Source organism: Ruegeria sp. YKSD163 (assembly GCF_059612905.1).
In genome coordinates, this window is record NZ_JBXWRM010000015.1 from 1 (window position 1) to 16696 (window position 16696).

At 57.6% G+C, this 16696-nt stretch carries 21 protein-coding genes; 8 read left to right on the top strand and 13 right to left on the bottom strand.

What is annotated here, in order from left to right; translation table 11 throughout:
- Together AC2FNA_RS17880 and AC2FNA_RS17885 are read right to left on the bottom strand one after the other, a co-directional pair.
- Positions 1–493, bottom strand: a 493-nt coding sequence (locus AC2FNA_RS17880; protein WP_496828857.1) for a lytic transglycosylase domain-containing protein, incomplete at its 3' end; no start/stop codon positions are given.
- 43 nt (positions 494–536) lie between these two features.
- Positions 537–890, bottom strand: a complete 354-nt coding sequence (locus tag AC2FNA_RS17885; protein WP_012187165.1) for a hypothetical protein — start codon at positions 888–890, stop codon at positions 537–539.
- A 203-nt stretch (positions 891–1093) separates the two neighbouring features.
- Here AC2FNA_RS17885 and AC2FNA_RS17890 point away from each other — a divergent pair, with 203 nt between their 5' ends.
- The 3 genes from AC2FNA_RS17890 to AC2FNA_RS17900 all read left to right on the top strand — a co-directional run bounded on the left by AC2FNA_RS17890 (position 1094) and on the right by AC2FNA_RS17900 (position 2130).
- Entirely contained in the window at positions 1094–1354 is a 261-nt protein-coding gene (locus AC2FNA_RS17890) for a hypothetical protein (protein ID WP_496828859.1), read from the top strand.
- A 124-nt stretch (positions 1355–1478) separates the two neighbouring features.
- Positions 1479–1736, top strand: coding sequence for a helix-turn-helix domain-containing protein (locus tag AC2FNA_RS17895; RefSeq protein ID WP_194098539.1), 258 nt, complete (start codon positions 1479–1481; stop codon positions 1734–1736).
- 166 nt (positions 1737–1902) lie between these two features.
- Positions 1903–2130, top strand: a complete 228-nt coding sequence (locus AC2FNA_RS17900; protein WP_194098540.1) for a hypothetical protein — start codon at positions 1903–1905, stop codon at positions 2128–2130.
- A gap of 152 nt (positions 2131–2282) precedes the next feature.
- Here the strand turns inward: AC2FNA_RS17900 and AC2FNA_RS17905 are convergent, their stop codons facing one another.
- Complete coding sequence (locus AC2FNA_RS17905) at positions 2283–2831, bottom strand: methyltransferase family protein (RefSeq protein ID WP_496828862.1); 549 nt, start codon at positions 2829–2831, stop codon at positions 2283–2285.
- Entirely contained in the window at positions 2831–3466 is a 636-nt protein-coding gene (locus tag AC2FNA_RS17910) for a cation efflux transmembrane domain-containing protein (protein WP_496828864.1), read from the bottom strand. The genes AC2FNA_RS17905 and AC2FNA_RS17910 overlap by 1 nt, the downstream gene beginning before the upstream one ends.
- Positions 3467–3538: 72 nt before the next feature.
- Here AC2FNA_RS17910 and AC2FNA_RS17915 point away from each other — a divergent pair, with 72 nt between their 5' ends.
- Entirely contained in the window at positions 3539–3955 is a 417-nt protein-coding gene (locus tag AC2FNA_RS17915; protein WP_293712831.1) for a MerR family transcriptional regulator, read from the top strand.
- A gap of 153 nt (positions 3956–4108) precedes the next feature.
- Here AC2FNA_RS17915 and AC2FNA_RS17920 read toward each other — a convergent pair whose 3' ends face one another.
- On the bottom strand, positions 4109–4855 hold the full coding sequence (locus AC2FNA_RS17920; protein ID WP_496828866.1) for a hypothetical protein: 747 nt from the start codon (positions 4853–4855) through the stop codon (positions 4109–4111).
- A 148-nt stretch (positions 4856–5003) separates the two neighbouring features.
- Here AC2FNA_RS17920 and AC2FNA_RS17925 point away from each other — a divergent pair, with 148 nt between their 5' ends.
- The gene (locus AC2FNA_RS17925; protein WP_111734087.1) at positions 5004–5645 is read left to right on the top strand and encodes a hypothetical protein; all 642 of its coding nucleotides are present in this window, start codon (positions 5004–5006) and stop codon (positions 5643–5645) included.
- On the opposite strand, the gene AC2FNA_RS17930 is transcribed toward AC2FNA_RS17925, so the two are convergent.
- Together AC2FNA_RS17930 and AC2FNA_RS17935 are read right to left on the bottom strand one after the other, a co-directional pair.
- Entirely contained in the window at positions 5642–6151 is a 510-nt protein-coding gene (locus AC2FNA_RS17930; RefSeq protein ID WP_429000143.1) for a disulfide bond formation protein B, read from the bottom strand. The genes AC2FNA_RS17925 and AC2FNA_RS17930 overlap by 4 nt on opposite strands.
- Before the next feature lie 87 nt (positions 6152–6238).
- Positions 6239–6538, bottom strand: coding sequence for an SHOCT domain-containing protein (locus AC2FNA_RS17935; protein ID WP_111734085.1), 300 nt, complete (start codon positions 6536–6538; stop codon positions 6239–6241).
- Positions 6539–6696: 158 nt separating this feature from the next.
- Here AC2FNA_RS17935 and AC2FNA_RS17940 point away from each other — a divergent pair, with 158 nt between their 5' ends.
- The 3 genes from AC2FNA_RS17940 to AC2FNA_RS17950 are packed head-to-tail and all read left to right on the top strand — an operon-like array spanning position 6697 to position 10125.
- A complete protein-coding gene (locus tag AC2FNA_RS17940) occupies positions 6697–7479 on the top strand; it encodes a DsbA family protein (protein ID WP_496828869.1) in 783 nt (260 codons plus the stop codon).
- Positions 7480–7538: 59 nt separating this feature from the next.
- Positions 7539–7994, top strand: a complete 456-nt coding sequence (locus AC2FNA_RS17945) for a rhodanese-like domain-containing protein (protein WP_496828871.1) — start codon at positions 7539–7541, stop codon at positions 7992–7994.
- Positions 7995–8010: 16 nt separating this feature from the next.
- Positions 8011–10125, top strand: coding sequence for a protein-disulfide reductase DsbD family protein (locus AC2FNA_RS17950; RefSeq protein ID WP_496828873.1), 2115 nt, complete (start codon positions 8011–8013; stop codon positions 10123–10125).
- Positions 10126–10235: 110 nt separating this feature from the next.
- Here AC2FNA_RS17950 and AC2FNA_RS17955 read toward each other — a convergent pair whose 3' ends face one another.
- From AC2FNA_RS17955 to AC2FNA_RS17980, 6 genes are all read right to left on the bottom strand, one after another.
- Positions 10236–11561: an APC family permease gene (locus AC2FNA_RS17955; protein WP_496828874.1), complete on the bottom strand. Its 1326-nt coding sequence runs from the start codon at positions 11559–11561 to the stop codon at positions 10236–10238.
- 197 nt (positions 11562–11758) lie between these two features.
- On the bottom strand, positions 11759–12427 hold the full coding sequence (locus AC2FNA_RS17960; RefSeq protein ID WP_496828876.1) for a methyltransferase family protein: 669 nt from the start codon (positions 12425–12427) through the stop codon (positions 11759–11761).
- Positions 12424–12687: a DUF2933 domain-containing protein gene (locus AC2FNA_RS17965; RefSeq protein ID WP_496828878.1), complete on the bottom strand. Its 264-nt coding sequence runs from the start codon at positions 12685–12687 to the stop codon at positions 12424–12426. Before AC2FNA_RS17965 ends, AC2FNA_RS17960 begins: the two co-directional genes overlap by 4 nt.
- 15 nt (positions 12688–12702) lie before the next feature.
- The gene (locus AC2FNA_RS17970; protein ID WP_496828880.1) at positions 12703–15087 is read right to left on the bottom strand and encodes a copper-transporting P-type ATPase; all 2385 of its coding nucleotides are present in this window, start codon (positions 15085–15087) and stop codon (positions 12703–12705) included.
- A gap of 292 nt (positions 15088–15379) precedes the next feature.
- The gene (locus AC2FNA_RS17975) at positions 15380–15745 is read right to left on the bottom strand and encodes a DUF5676 family membrane protein (protein ID WP_496828882.1); all 366 of its coding nucleotides are present in this window, start codon (positions 15743–15745) and stop codon (positions 15380–15382) included.
- An 84-nt stretch (positions 15746–15829) separates the two neighbouring features.
- A complete protein-coding gene (locus tag AC2FNA_RS17980; protein WP_496828884.1) occupies positions 15830–16381 on the bottom strand; it encodes an EF-hand domain-containing protein in 552 nt (183 codons plus the stop codon).
- Positions 16382–16696: the final 315 nt, after the last annotated feature.

Here is a 16696-nt window from a genome sequence, read left to right on the forward strand (position 1 = left end):
CTGCAAGGGCAAGGCGTGGATCGCCGAACGTGTCCAACATCATCGCGAGGTAGCGGGCGGCCCCGTCGAGGTTCTGCAGCGGGTCACGCGGGTCAACGCCGAGATCACGGGCAGTGGCGGGCATCAACTGCCCCAGACCGATGGCACCAGCGCTCGAGACTGCATCCTGTCGGTAGGCACTCTCGACCTCGATATTTGCGCGGTAGAGAGTCAGCCAATCGCGAACCGAGAGATCCGTGCGCCGAAGCCCGGGATGCCCGGCGTAGCGAAGGCCGGTAGCCTCGATGGCCGCCAGAACATCGGCGCGGGGCAGGGTAGCGGGCCGCGCAATTGCGGCAACCTGGATGTCTTCTGGCTCAGCGTCAGTCTCGCCGAGGATCGCCAACTCGTCAGCAGCGGACCCCTGGCCAATGCCGTCATTGTAATTGCGGGCAAAGCTGTCCTGGGAGCGGGAAGGGGTCAGAGAGCCATCGCTCTCCATGACCAGAACCATTTGAGCTGTCGCTGGACCCGTGAGGAACCAAGAAAGAAGAAGGCTACTTGCTGCCGCCTTTGTCGGTTGCAGCCAGCTTGTGTGTTGTCCGCTGGCCTTCTTCGAGCGGGACATCAGCATGGGAGAAGCCGATCCCGATGAGGAAGGAGACCACGCCGGTGATAGTTTTGAACTCGCGGATCTTGATGTCGTTGTAAGTCGTCCGGGTGCGGGCCGTGACCAGCAGCTTCTCCACGCCCTCGTCAGAGACGACGCGCATAATCCAGACCCCGTAATAGCTCGGGCCCTTCTTGTGTGCCGACTCCTGACACAGGATTTCAGCGCTATAGCCACTTTCCACGAGTTCGCGGAAACGTGCTTCCGTAACCACATTTGGTGCTTCGATGTCCCAGTTCATGGCCCGGCTCACGCTTTCTTCAAACGCGCAACGTCCGGGCATTCCCACTTGAAGCCCAGAGTTACGATAGTATATTATTAACCGCAAGATATAATGCGGAAGATACGGCTGTATCTCGGTTACTCAAACTCTAGGCACGGCCATTGGCGTCTATCAAGGAAAATAGGGGTTTCAGAAACCTGCGGTTGAGCCGATGGGTGGGCATGCAGTCTGTAGCACTGCTTTTGCTCGTTCCGGCTGCAAGCCACGCAGAATCCTGTCTCGCCCCGGTCCGGCCCTTCGTGCCAAGCGATTCGCAAGTCGCCCGGGACTACGCCGATATCATCCGGCGGGACTTTGAGGTCTACATCACCGACATTCAGGACTACTTCCGCTGCCTCGAGCAGGAGCGTGCGCGCGCCTTCGAAGAAGCCCGCGAAGTCAGTCAGGACTACGGTCGGTTTCTAGAACTGGTGGGGGATTGATGGGCGATTGGGTGTGCATCAGACCTGCACGCTTTGGAAACCAGACGCCGATAACACCCTCAAATATCTACTTTTTAGATAACAGATTTCATCCGCTAGCGACGTCACAAAAGGTATGTGACGCGTGGCGAAAACAATCAGAACAAATGGCCAGTTGGCGCTCGTCCGTGCGTTGGTTGATGCACGTCAGAATGCGGGTCTCAGCCAGCAGCAATTGGCGGCGAAGCTCAAACGCCACCAGTCGTTTGTGGCACGTCTCGAAAGCGGGGAGCGTCGTATCGACGTCGTGGAATTTACAGTTCTGGCGAGGGTCATCGGCTTTGACAAAAATGATGTTCTGTCGATCGTCGAAGCCGCCACGGAGCCCGACCACAAGATTTGAGACGTATGTAATTTTGGGACGCTCCGCTTTGTGCGTCCCCATGTGAAATGAGTTCCTCAACAAAGAGCAATTAGCCAACATCCCCAAGCGCGGCATGTGGTGCAGACGAGCGCCGTACCTCGTCACGCTGCAAAATCAGAGCCTCAGTGCAGGAAGTCAGTAAACAGTGAACGATGATAGAGGAGAAGGCGTCGCGATCGCCAATCTGATCGGGACCGACGGGTGCAGCGTGGTTGGTTGGGTGTATCGCTGGACGACAGGCGTGCACGCGGTGATGTGGGACGTCCACGGGCCCCAGCCGGTATTGGAAACCCAGCCGGATCTGTCTGAAGAACAGAAGCAGGAAATCGACTTCGACGCGCTCACGCGGATCGGACGAGGCGGCGGCGGATAGGCCTCCAAGGCAATCGCCAGTTCATCTTTGTTGGATAAGGTCCGCCGACATAACGGACATTGGGGCCGCGCGCGGCGAATGCGGACTCTGAGCCCAGACCTACCAAGATGCCGCACCATGGCGAAGGTCTGCTTTATTGATTGGTCATTTGTCTACAAGAACCGCCTGACCATTGCCCTGTAGTCCTCAAACACGGACCCATATTGCGCTTGGAGCCATGGTTCTTCCGCGAACGGCGCAGCGATTAGAACGGCTATTCCGGCAAAACCAATAAGCGCTGCTCCAGTCGACGCACAAAGCACGATCCAGCCGACAATCATTGCAATATCGGCGACATATTGTGGATTGCGGGAAAAGCGATACATGCCGCCCGTTCGAAGCGACCCTTTCGCGCCGCCTGTCTGGGCTATCCCGAACTGCGCAACCTCCGACCACACGATGACGTTTCCAACCAGAATCAGAGGAATGCCAGCACCGAACCGTAACCAAGTCGGGATTGGCAGGCTCCCCCAATTCATGATCCCAAGGACGATCAGAATTCCGAACAGCGTGAACGTCGGCATCCAGACCAGAACGGGGGTCGCCTTGGTATAGCGCTGCGGCGGCCAAAGACGGCGCTCAGGGTATGCAATGGACCAAAGTATCGCGGCTAGGGTTCCTGCCGCCATCACGAGGCCGACGACGATCAAGACTGCCTGCATCAAACTTCCACATGCTCATGGTTGGTGATGCCCCGTCGCTCTTCCAAAGCTTGGCGCACAATTTGAAAGGCCGATGACAGAAACAATACAGCCATGATGGTTGCCACAATCAGGTCAGGCCAACCGGTTGACGTGCCCCACACACCAAGGGCTGCAAACATCACGGCCACGTTCCCAATCGCGTCATTGCGCGAACACAACCAGACCGATCGGACATTGGCATCACCGTCCTTGTAACGGACCAGCAGCAATACGCTTGCCAGATTGGTGAGCAGTGCAAGAAAACCGACGATACCCATGATCTCTGCGGTTGGGACGCCAACATAGAAGACCCGATAGACCGTTGATCCGAACACCCAAAGACCCATCATGAGAAGGCTGACACCTTTGAACAATGCCGCATTCGTCCGTGCGCGAAGCGAGGCCCCGATGACCGCAAGCGAAATTCCATAGGTCAGCGCATCGCCTGCAAAGTCGAGAGCGTCAGCTTGCAGCGCTTGAGACTTGGCAAGATGACCCGCTGTCATCTCGACAAAAAACATCGTCGCGTTGAGCGCTATAACGATCCAAAGCCGTCTTTTATAATCGTCTGAAACGCCGTCAAACTTGGCGTCATGTCCGCAGCAACCAGCCATGGGAATCCTCTTTCATCTTTGGTTGCTCATACTGTAATGTCTCTAGTGACTAGAGGTTCAAGGGGTTTCTTCATGTATTCTATCGGCGAGCTTTCAAAGCGCACAAAGGTCAAGGTTCCAACTATCCGGTATTACGAGGAAATGGGGTTATTGCCCGAAGCAGAGCGCACGTCCGGCAATCAAAGGCGATACGACAAGGCCGGGTTAGAGCGACTTAGCTTTATTCGCCATGCGCGTGATCTTGGGTTTTCAATTGAAGCCATTTCTTCGCTCATCGACTTGCAGGATCATCCAGACCGGTCGTGCGAGGCTGCGACGGACATCGCAACCTCTCAACTTGAAGAGGTTCGCGCGAAGATCAAACGCCTCCGAACGCTTGAAAAAGAACTCAGCCGGATATCGAAGGGCTGCAACGGTGAGGGCGTTTCCGGGGACTGCTACGTGTTAGCGTCGCTAGCTGACCACAATTTGTGCGACCGCGAACATTAGCAACCGTGAACGCGGACATTGGACTGTCGAGAACGAACGGCAAGAAAGTCCCGTCAGCTGACCTAGGCTTCGACAGCAGCGAACGACCGGTGATTGAGTAGGTCCGAGCACTTACGCCGACACGGACGAATGCCAACGCTGTCTTTGTCGGTGCTAGTAGTTCACCTGCTCAAAGCCGTAGTGCCCTTCATAGTCACGCCAGTCGACGAAGACAGAACGGTGATAGATGCCGGGGCAGTTCTGGCCCCAGCGTTCGAGGCCGATATGGGCGGAGGGTAGGGCGCTGATGGAAGACCTCTGCCAGGCGAAATCGCCTTGGGTTCCGTATGTGCCGAGGACCACGGTGGCGCTACGGTTGCAGTCGCCGTCACGTCCGGATTCATGCTGTCGCGCATACCGGACATCGAAGACTCGGATGGATCGTACGAAGTTGAACTCAGGTCCGCTGATATCGATGTCCGCGCGATCTCGAATGAGCCGAAGGGCCTGGTCGGCAGGAACGAAGTCACTAGGTGTTTCTGGAATGCGCCAAGCAGCCATAATTGGATCAGCGGTAACGCGCGCTGGAAAAGACTGTCGCGGTCTAGTGCTGTTGTTCTGGAAAAACGCTTCAAAGATGCGGTTTGCACTGTCTTCTGCTGGAGCGGTCTGAAGGGACGCGCCCATAGGACAGCGCCAGATTTGAAGCGGCGGTTCCACCGGCCATGGCGTAATGCGTCGAATGAATTCGGCGCGCGCTCGTGCGCAAGGGACGGAAGCAGGCCAGCCGCCAGACAGGCACAGGAGGATCGCGCAATCGATTGGGTATGTCTGCGCGCGGGCGGGCATCGGCAGAGACGTACTTGTCACAGTCAGAGCGACTGCGACCGAGGGGAGGAGCTTCTTGAATAGATGACGCATGCTGAGGACCCTCTGTAATAGGGTCAGCATACATACGATAATATACTATCGCAACACTAAGTATAAAATCGCATAAGGAAGTTTATGTGAATAAATGATGGTCGCAGAGAAAGTCGACTGTTGTCTCCCGACATGCCAACCTGCTCACATGCAACGGTTCTTCTCAACCAAAATGCCGGGCGTGCAATTTGTGATGAACGTCTTGGTCTTCAGCCTGATCGGTCTCCTGCCGGTCTTGCTCGTTTATGTCATGCGTGCGCCTGGATTTGCTTCGGCGTTGATGGACGGTGGACCGGCGCTATCACGATTTTTCAGGCAGGTTCTGACGAATGGGCTGCCGGTCATCTTTATCGTCAACTACGTCGGTTTCTTTCTGTTTGCGGTGTTGAATGCCAAGGACGCCAATGGCCGTGATCCGGCGTCGTACATTCTCCTCGATCTTGTAATCCGCGTCGCTCTCTTTCTCGTTCTCCACGCCTTCATATATGTGCTCTCCGCCAGTTGGTTCGGCTCATTTGGAGGTAGTCGGGCCACGGCTCTTTCAGTGGTTGCGCCCACACTGGCGCGGTCCGCACACTTTGAAAATATTTCCGGGGTCTACCTGTATGCTACGCTGGTAAGTGCGCTGCCGCTCTATGTCACCGCGGCGGAAGACTCACTGATCCTGAGACCATTCGTCAGACTTTTGCCGAAAAAAGCGGGGGCTGTTGTGGTTGCTTTGTTTGCCTTCCTTTTGACAGTTCTGTGCCTGACGCTCACTGCGAGTGTAATGGCGCGTCTTCATGGCTAGGTCAGCGTGTGATTTTCACGTGGCCGATAAGCGTGCGCTGCTTTGGCCAATGCCATGATCCAGAGCCCTGCTAGAACGAAACTCCAAAGCGCATTCCAACTCGCCATAGATAGGTTCAGGAATTCCCACGCGACTTCGTCACACATCACCAAGTTTGATGGTGAGGATGACGCGGAGGGCAAAAGGTCCGCACCTGACAAGTTCGATATATCGAGACCAGAGCCTGTGCACGCTGTCGGACCTTCCCACCAATCCCGTTCGACGCCGGTGTGGAAAATCCCGATGCCCGCTGTCGTGAGGGCCGCGGCAGCACCTGCCATCAAGAGCAGCAAGATGGGCAAACCAACCATCAGAAGCGCGCCAATAACGATGGCAATGGCGTGAGGATACCGCTGCCAGATGCACATCGCGCAGGGCGCATATCCGAGCGCCTGAAAGATGAATGCGGCGAGCAAGAGCACAGCCGATCCACCTGCAGCGAGCATCCCGAGTTGTTTTTCTGTCACTTGTACCTCATAGAGTCAGACTGGTTGAGTACCAGGGGTACGTCGTGAGTTTCCCAAGCCTAGTAGTGAACACAGGTGCCCAATTCACTACTCGCCGGTCAGTAGCTTCTTTCGAGCGGTGTAGTCCTCTGCGTCAATTTCGCCCTTGGGCAAGCGCAGATCGAGTTCGCTCATCGCATCGGACTTTTCAGCCTTTGTCGCTCCTCCATCCATGTTGCGAATAAACCAAACGACACCGGCAACAACCAATCCCAAAACGATGATCCAAAGGATTGGACCAAACATCATCCCCATCCCGTATCCCCAGCCCGACATGTGGCCATAGTCATCTGGATCGGCCACGGCAGGTGTCGCAAAGAGCGCTGCAATTATTCCCAATCGATACATGTCCACCTCTTTGTCCGATCGTTATCCCTATCCGGTGATACTTTGATACTCGCTCAACATCCTGTTTTCACGACCGGAAATGTATCAGTTTGTAGAGTTGACCTTTTATCAGACGTCGCAGTACGACCGAAAGGTAACGAGGTCAGATCAGGCATCAGATGGACTCCAAGAAACGGTCAACGCTTTTGACGATCGGTGTGATCATCGCAGGGTACGCCGCCCTGCGCACAGTCTCCTCTTTGCTGCCGGAAAAACTGGAGTTGCAGGCGCTCGATAGACCAGAAGGATTTCGCAAGTTCGTTGCGGGTGAGACGTCAGGCGGCTTCGATCCTTTGGTAGGCTTGGGCACGGCGGACAGCATCGAAGTGGCGGCGCAGAAAGCCGCAGCCTTGGGGCGCGTCTCCGAGAATATTTGTTCGGCCCTTTACGGTGGTCTGACTCCCACGCCTATCCAGGTCCCGATGGCGTCGTTCTCGGACTACTATTGCCCCTTTTGCCGGGTGCAAACCAAACGATTGGCCGACATGACGAGCGAGATGCCAGACAAGATCGCAGTGGCGTGGCATGAATTGCCGCTCCTCGGCGACAGCTCAAATCTTGCGGCCAAGGCAGCTCTTGCGGCGAAACGGCAAGGCGCGTACGTCGCTTTCCACGAACGTTTGATGACAACGCCGTTCCAAGCATCGCCGGAATACCTTGCCCGCCTCTCCGATGACATTGGCGTCGATAGCAAGAAATTGATCACCGACATGGAGAGTGCCGAGATCACGCGCGAGCTGGAAGACAGTGCAGCGCTTGCACGCGTGTTCGCCTTTGTCGGCACGCCGGCCCTCGTGATCGGCCGTACAGTCGTCCAGGGTCAGATCAGCGACAGAATGGTTCGCGAGATCATCGAGTTGGAGCGCGAAGAGGGTTGGCGAGATGTCTGTACGGCTGCATAGGCTGCAACGCTCGCCCCGGGAAGTCTTGGCGTTTCTCGTCAATCAACGGTGGAGGCAATATGGATAGGCGGTGCTTCATCCTGCTTGCCTCGACGTGGGTCGTGGGGCCCCAGGTCGCTGCGGCCGCGACGCGTGAGATATGGACGGCTGCCGAGACGGCCGACGCATTGGCGCAGGACAAGATTTCCCTGATTGATATTCGATCGCGCCCCGAATGGGTGGAAACAGGTGTCGCAAAAGCCGCATGGCCGATCAGTATGCACGAACCCGGGTTCGAGCAGCGCTTGTTCGCCGCACGCGATTTTTCAGGCGAGAAACCCATTGCGCTGATCTGTGCCACCGGCGGGCGCAGCGGCCGTCTTTTGAGCGTCTTGAAACGAGCCGGCTACACGGGCTTCATCGATGTGTCGGAAGGCATGCTGGGATCACCGAAGGGGCTAGGCTGGTTCGAACGCGGATTGCCGGTGACAGATCTCGAGGCGGCCTTGGCAAGCCTGCCTGGCGCTTTGCGTTGACCGCATGCTCATCCAAATGACCGTCCGGGTTTCTCACCTCGGGGCTTGGCCTCTGCTCTTCTTTCTCGGTTGCATGGGCATCTTCCTATCCGATGCCGTCAAGGCTGCCGAATCCGAGAGCTTTTCAAACCCCGCCGTAACCGCGCGTCTGATCTCGGCCGAAGAGGGGATTGCGCCAGATGCCGCCTTCGTCTCACTCGGATTGGCCCTGGAGTACGGCGAGGGCTGGAAGGGATACTGGCGCACGCCCGGCGAGGTTGGCTTGGCACCGAAACTCGACTGGGCTGGTTCGACCAATCTGAAGTCTGCGGAACTCCTCTGGCCCGCGCCGGAACGTTTCGAGGCTTTCGGGATCGAGAACTTCGGCTATTCAGGTCAGGTTGTCTTGCCGATCCGGGCGAGACTTGAGGACGCCGGCCACCCTCTGGAACTGCGTGCCCGCGTGTCCTTGCTGACATGTTCGACTGTCTGTGTGCCCCATGACTTCGAACTTTCACTCGCCCTGCCACAAGGCATCGGGATCGATACAAACTCGGCTCGCCAGATTGCCACTTATGCCGATCGCGTTCCCGCGGTACCCGAGAACAGCGACATCAGAATATCGGTCACGGCCCTCGATGCGCGCGCCTCGGCTCTCATCGTTGTGGCAACGAGCGACAAACCGTTCGGTGAGGTCGACGTGTTCCCGGAATTCGGACCCCTTGTGACCTTTGGCAAACCAGATATCCGGTTGGATCGCGATAGAACGGAACTCTGGGCACAAATACCGATCAACGCCTGGACCGAAGAGCACGCAGAGCCTTCGGTGACGATCACAGACACCGCACGTGCAATCACGGCGCCGATCACTCTTACCTCGGATCCCCCTGCCCCACCGTTTGCAAGCGCGAACCCTCGAACGAGTGTGCTGAAAGTCGTGGCGGTGGCCGCCATCGCCTTTCTCGGTGGTCTGATCCTGAATGTCATGCCCTGCGTGTTACCCGTTCTATCGATCAAGCTCACATCTGTTTTGAAGGCAACCGGTCAAACCCGGCAGATGACGCGCAACGGATTCCTGTTTTCAGCTTTGGGGGTACTGACATTTGTCTGGGCGCTTGCGGCTGCCTTAGTGTTTCTTCAATGGATCGGAGTATCCGTCGGCTGGGGTATACAGTTCCAAAATCCGGTCTTCGTGACTCTGATGTTCATGGTCATCGCCGTCTTTGCCGCCAATCTCCTCGGTGCATTCGAGATAACCCTGCCCGCGGCCCTTCAAGACCGCCTGGGTGCCAGCAGTGCCAGAGCCGGGTACATCTCAGACTTTGGCACCGGACTGCTTGCGGCCATCCTCGCCACGCCGTGTTCCGCCCCGTTCCTGGGCACCGCGATCACCTTTGCGCTTGCGGGCACACCACTGGACGTAATGGTGATATTCACAGCGCTCGGTCTTGGACTGGCCCTCCCCTACCTCGTCATTGCCGCACGTCCCGAGTTGGTCACGCGGATGCCCCGGCCCGGGCGATGGATGCTTCTGGTCAGGCTCCTTCTTGGCGGTCTGTTGCTGGCAACAGCCGCTTGGCTTTTGTTCGTTCTTGTCGGCGTGGCGGGTGGGCGGGCAGCTGCCTTCATCTCGGCACTCACAGCGATGTTCATCATTGCGGCATCAATCCGACAGGCAAGCCAATGGGTACGGCGTGCGGTTCTGAGCGCCTGTGTTTTTCTGGCGATTTTCGGGGCAGGCCTCACCTCAACGCCCGACCGCACCACTGCGGGGGTTGATGCGATGTCTCGCTGGCAGGATTTCGAACCCTTCGGCATCGCGCGCCGCGTCTCCGAGGGAGAGACGGTGTTCGTCGATGTGACTGCGGATTGGTGTCTGACCTGCAAAGCCAATAAGTCTCTTGTGCTCGACAAGGATCCAGTGCGTGCGCGGTTGCGCGACGGTTCCGTGATCGCCATGCAAGCGGATTGGACCCGGCCAGATGACAACATCACGCGGTTCCTCGAGCGATATGACCGCTACGGCATTCCGTTCAATATCGTCTTCGGGCCGGGGGCGCCTTCCGGCATCGCTCTACCGGAGATTCTAACGCCACAGGCAGTGCTCGACGCGCTCGACACCGCTTCAGTGCGCAGTCTCGTGTCAGAGTGATATGCCAACTTGCGCGTGTTTGATCGAGTTGACTACTTCCACATATGATTTCCCCGTTGTCTGATACCTTTGCGTCGTATCCCATGCGAAAGTCCGAATAACCTCTAGCATCAGTTTTCGTGAGCACCTTGCGGTGCGAGCCAGCGCGATAGATACAGTCGTTCAAGTATGAAAACCGCGGTAATTCCGACGGCGGCATAAAGCACGATGGCCGGGTCACTTTGTAGTTTCATCGCGGTGAAGGCCGCCAGCACAACCGCATCGAATGCGAGTGCCAAGAGCAACACAGTCGCCGCCGCTCCGATCTCCTTCCGGCGGAAGCGGAAGACGCCCCAATGCACGACCATATCCATGATGAGATAGAAAAACGCGCCCAATGAGGCGATCCGGCCCAGATCGAAGAACACAGCCAGTGTCGAGGCAATCACCACCGTATAGATCAGCATGTGGCGCTGGATCGTGCCAGACATGCCAAAATGGCTGTGCGGGATCATTTTCATGTCCGTCAGCATTGCGAGCATCCGTGACACGGCGAACACACTGGCCAGAACGCCTGATGCAGTAGCCACGGCGGCCAGCAAGACGGTTAGATAGAATCCGACCTGCCCGAGCGCGGGGGCCGCCGCTTCTGCCAGAGAATAATCACGTGCGGCAATGATCTCGTCGAGTGTCAGGCTGGCGCCCACGCCGAACGCCACAAGCAGGTAGACAACCACGCAGATCGCGATGGAGATCATGATCGTGCGGCCCACGTTGCGATGGGGATCGGTGATCTCTCCGCCGCTGTTGGTAATGGTCGTGAAACCCTTGAACGCAAGGATGGCCAGTGCGACAGAGGCAATGAACCCCACGATCCCTGATGGCTCAGCCGTCTGCGATGCGGCGGCGAACTGAAATCCGCTCGACCACAGAGCGGCAATACCAAAGAGAGCGATGCCGCCGATCTTGATTGCCGCCATGATCAGCGAAAACAGCCCTACGGAGCGGTTGCCTGCGATATTGACGAGAAACGCGAAAACGATCACTGCAACCGCCAAGATGGGGACGAGCGGCCCGCCGGTGATGTCGAAGGGGCGCAGGACGTAGGTGGCAAATGTCCTTGCCACGAGGCTTTCTGCAATCACCATGCTCAGCGCCATCAGAAGCGCTGCTCCCGCCGCGACTGCGCCTGATCCATAGCATTTCTGCAGGATCATAGCGATCCCGCCCGCCGAGGGCCAGGCGTTCGACATCTTGATATAGCTGTATGCACTGAAGCTTGTCACGATGGCACCGGCGATGAAGGCCAGCGGGAAAAGCGGTCCGGCCAGTTGGGCTATCTGCCCGGTCAGCGCAAAAATTCCCGCCCCGATCATCACGCCTGTACCCATCGCGACGGCACCGCCAAGGCTGATTGATCCTTCGCGATAATCGCTGTTCTCCTGGCTTTGCTGCATATTAGTTCTTGCCTGTTTTCAGATTTTTCAATTCTTGTGGCCCATCACCGTTCTGGCCAGAACCTATTCCTGCAGTTCCACTATCGCACCCGAACGAACCCTACTTGCCTTCAGCTCTCGCGGGCAATAGGCACAAAATGCAATCAACAATGGGGACAATTCGCAATTCTGGCTACAGACCTCATTTCCGCACATCCTCAGATTTTGCGGCCGCCCTGCTCACTGCCCGCCCCCGCAAACCTTGGAAAAAACGATGGCACTGACTGCGCGTATTGCTCATAGACCTGTCCGAAACGGGCGCGGGTGTCTGCCTCCTCGCTGCGTGCCAATCGCACGTACATCCAGACCAGTACCGGGAACATCGCCAGTGTCAGAATGGTCGGCCACTGCACGAGAAAGCCTAGCATGACCAAAATGAACCCCACGTATTGGGGATGTCTGATCCTCGCATAGGGCCCGGTGACGGCCAACCGGCCCTGCCGCTGTGCATTCCACAGATGGTGCCATGCCACCGAGATCAGCCAGAATCCTCCGCCGATCAGGGCGAAGCTTAGCAGGTGGAACGGTCCGAAATGCGGGTTCGATTTCCAGCCGAACATCATCTCGGGCAGATGGCCGCTATCGTGGGCTAGCCAGTCGATATCCGGCCATGTCGATTGCAACCAGCCGGACAACACAAAGATCGTCAACGGAAACCCGTACATTTCGGTGAACAGCGCCAAGACAAAGGCGCTGAATGCACCGAAGCTCCGCCAGTCTCGGGACGTTTGCGGCTTGAAAAAGCTGAAGGCGAAAATGATGAAGACAGCCGAGTTGATGAAGACCAGAAGCCAAAGGCCATACGATGCACCTGCATCAGTCATCATTTATCATCTCCCTTGCCATGTCCGCCGTGGCCTCCGTGTCCGCCATGCATGAAGAAGTGCATTCCGACACAGAGAAGTAGAGGCAGCCAGATTAGCAACCCGCTGCCCAGAATGTGCACCCGATGCTCGTAACCCAGCAGCAGTCCACCAAGGACAAGCGCGAAGATCAGGTAGATGCCCGCGCGTGATTTCCAGAACGAGGACGGTCTTGGTGGATTGTCCTGCGGGTGATGATCGCCGTGTGTCGAAGGTTTTTCCATGTCACTTTTCCTTTGTCAGATTTTCGCGCCGCGCAGTCGCAACGCGTTTAAAACAACCGAGATGGACGAAGCGCTCATCGCGAAGGCGGCGAACATCGGGCTTATCAGGATGCCAAGGAAGGGAAACAGTACGCCCGCGGCTACTGGCACGCCCGAGGCATTGTAGATCAGTGCAAAGAACAGGTTCTGTCGGATGTTGCGCATCGTAGCGCGCGATAGACGCCGAGCGCGCACGATCCCGTCAAGGTTACCCTTGATCAGCGTGAAGCCCGCGCTTTCGATAGCGACATCCGCACCGGTGCCCATGGCGATGCCGACATCCGCCTGCGCTAACGCGGGTGCATCGTTGACGCCGTCGCCCGCCATGGCGACCTTGCGGCCGGCCTCCTGCAACTCGCGGATGATCCGGGCCTTGTCTTCAGGCAGAACATCTGCGCGAATCTCGTCGATCCCGAGCCGCGCTCCGATAGCCTTGGCTGTGCGTTCATTGTCGCCAGTCGCCATGATGATCCGAAAGCCCAAGTCGTGCAGCGCCTTTAGCGCAGCTGGCGTCGTTTCCTTCACCGGGTCGGCCACGCTGACCAGCCCTGCAATCGCGCCTTCCAGTACGACGAACATCACCGTTTCGCCTTCGTCACGCCGCGCGTTAGCCTTTTCGGTCAGCGCACCGGCCTCTAGACCCATATCCGAAATCAATGCGAGATTTCCCAGAGCCACCGCTTGGCCGTCGACCACACCCTTGACGCCCTTGCCGGTCACCGCCTCGAAATCGCTGGCTTTCGCCATATCCACGCCGCGGTCTTCAGCACCACGCACGATGGCTTCGGCCAGCGGATGTTCCGATCCGCGTTCCAGCGAAGCGGCCAGTCGCAGCACCTCGGCCTCGTCATGCCCCGGTTCGGGCAGGACCGCGATCAGCCGGGGCTTGCCTTCTGTCAGAGTGCCGGTCTTGTCCACGATCAGAGTGTCTACCTTCTCGAACCGCTCGAGCGCCTCGGCATTCTTGATCAGAACGCCCGCCTGGGCACCGCGCCCTGTGGCCGTCATGATCGACATTGGCGTCGCCAGACCCAGTGCGCAGGGACAGGCGATGATGAGGACCGCCACTGCAGAGATGAGGGCATAAGAAAGGGCGGGCGCTGGTCCCCAGATCGCCCAAGCGATGAACGACAAGATGGCGACCACGATCACTACAGGCACGAAGAACCCCGCGACTTTGTCGGCGTATTTCTGGATCGGCGCGCGCGACCGCTGGGCATTCGCCACCATTTCGACAATCTGCGCCAGCATCGTGTCGGCTCCTACTCTCGTCGCTTCCATCACCAGGCTGCCGGTGCCGTTGATCGTAGCCCCCGTCAGCACGTCACCTTCGGTTTTCTCGACCGGAACCGGCTCCCCCGAAATCATGCTTTCATCCACCGAAGAGCGGCCGTCGACAACGAGGCCATCGACCGGTACCTTATCACCGGGACGCACGCGTAGATGGTCACCGACTTGCACCTCTTCCAGCGGAATTTCCTCTTCGCTCCCGTCGTCGCGGATCACGCGCGCAGTCTTGGCTGCCATGTCCAACAGCGCGCGGATCGCTTTGCCGGTCCCTTCACGGGCGCGCAACTCCATCACCTGCCCCAGCAGGACAAGGGTAACGATCACCGCCGCAGCTTCAAAATAGACGCCAACATGGCCTTCGGGATCGCGGAAGCCATCGGGAAAGATGTCAGGTGCAAGAACGGCTACGATGCTGAACAGCCAGGCCGCCATCACGCCCATGCTAATCAGCGAAAACATATTGAGGTTCATCGTCCGGAATGAATTCCAGCCGCGCACCATGAACGGCCAGCCGCTCCAGAGGACGACGGGTGTGCCCAGTACAAGCTCGATCCACAAGGTCGTGCGTTCGCCGAATATGTCGCGGACGCCCCCAAAACCTAGATAAGGGCCCATCGTCAGAACCAGCAGCGGCAGGGTAAGCACTGCGCCGACCCAAAACCGGCGCGTGAAATCCACCAGCTCGTGGTTCGGTCCGTCCTCGACCATCGTGGCGCTTTCGAGCTCCAGCCCCATGCCGCAGATTGGACAGGATCCCGGATCGGTCTTGCGGACTTCGGCATGCATTGGACAGGTGTAGACTGCGCCTTGGTAACCGGCGGGCACGGTGTCGTATCTGCCTCCCTCTTCACCAGTCTTGGCAACGAAATGCCCATGGGCGTGGTGGCCGTGCCCGTCCGCGGCACCGTGTCCGGCGTGATCATGTTGCGGTGCCGCAAGCTCGCCTTCAAGCACAAGATGCATGCCGCATTTCGGGCAATCTCCAGGTTCGGTCTTGCGCACTTCGGGATGCATCGGACAAGTATAGATCACACTCTCTTGCGTCGGGTCAGGATTGGGTGTTTGGTTCATGTGTCCGCCTCAAACGTATTCGGGTTTCTCAAGTCGTTGTGGGTGTCAGGACAGCGTGTCGAGCCTAGGTCGGCGGCCGATTACGCAGGGTCCGCATCGCATGGGTCGTTAGACACCGCGTTCGATTCCTTGCTCATCGGCAAAATCCCGATGTTTCGATACATACTGCTGTACTTCGTCTAGTAGCTGGAAGGTCAACACCTCTTATCACCATGGGGCAGATTTCGGCGACGACGGGTGATGTGTCGATATCATTCGACACGCGTACCACTGATCGGTTGGGGAGTTGTCGTCATAACTTTACCTCCCTATTCGCGATGGCGTTGAAGAGCCCGCCGAAGATCAACGCGACATACCAGCCATAGAGAAAGCTCTCGACCAGACCGATAATGAAGCTCACCGGGGTCAGCCAGACGAACCCAGGCAGCAGTCCAGCCCAGGTTTCATACATCGCGTAGTCGGGGAAAATCAGGTCGAACACGACGCAGACCACGAATGTCACTGCCAGAAACAGGCTTAGTGCCCAGCCCAGCGGCATAAGCGGCAAACCTGAACGCCCTGCCCCAGTATCTGCGCCCATCACACAGGCCCCGCAGGTCATGCGCAAGGCCAGAAAAAGGATCGCCGCTATCGAAGTGAAATAGATTATTGGCAGCATGGTTTGCTCCTTTTTTGTAGATCAGATTGCGAACAAAGAGATCCCGTAGAATGCCGGGCAAGCTGGCTCACCCGGCACGATATTCTAGTTGTCGGTATCATCCGTCGACATAGAGCCCATCCTCTCGCGCATGTTCATCCGCCCGGCCGGGGCGACCATCTCGGAGGGGCTCACTGCGCCATCTCCGTCGGCATCCAGATGCTGGAACCGGTCAACCATTGACTCGCGGATCATTGCGCTGTGCAGGGTTTCAAATTCGCTCAGGGACAGGCTGCCATCGCCATCCGCGTCAAACTCGCTCAACCGCGCTTGCATCGCCGCGGTAGCCTCCTCGGCCGAGGGTACTCCCATCATTCCAGGGCCCATCATCATCTGCATCATGCCCCGATCCATCATAGCCATGCCCGGTCTGTCGCCATGATCCATCATCCGGGCGTGCATGCCCATCATCATGGGCATCATCTTTTGCATCATGTCGGTCTGATCACCAGTCATGGGACCAGACTCGCTATCGCTTGTTCCCGTGGCCACATCAGGCTGCTGAGCACCATGACCGTGACCAGCTTGGGCAAAAGCCGCACCCGTGGCACCCAGCAAAAGCGTTGCAGAAGTCGCGAGTATCTTGAAGGTTTGCATTATGTATTTCCTTTTTGCTTCAGTTGATCATGTTCAGCAGAAACGGCGTTGCCACCGACTGAATCAGAGACGCCAATGCGTCAGTTGTTGCTGCAACAGCAGCCCCCTTTGCCCGACTTTTCCGGCTTGCTGTCTTCCGCTGGTCGCGGTTCTTTCTCGGCGACAGTCTCGGTCTGATTCACACCTCCGCAGCATCCTTTCGACGATCCAGTGTCTTGGGCCGGGGTATTGGAACGATTGTCCATTTGAAGTTCCTCGATATTTTGCGTTCATTCAGTAGACGCTCACCGTCAAAGAACGTTACAGAAAAAGAAA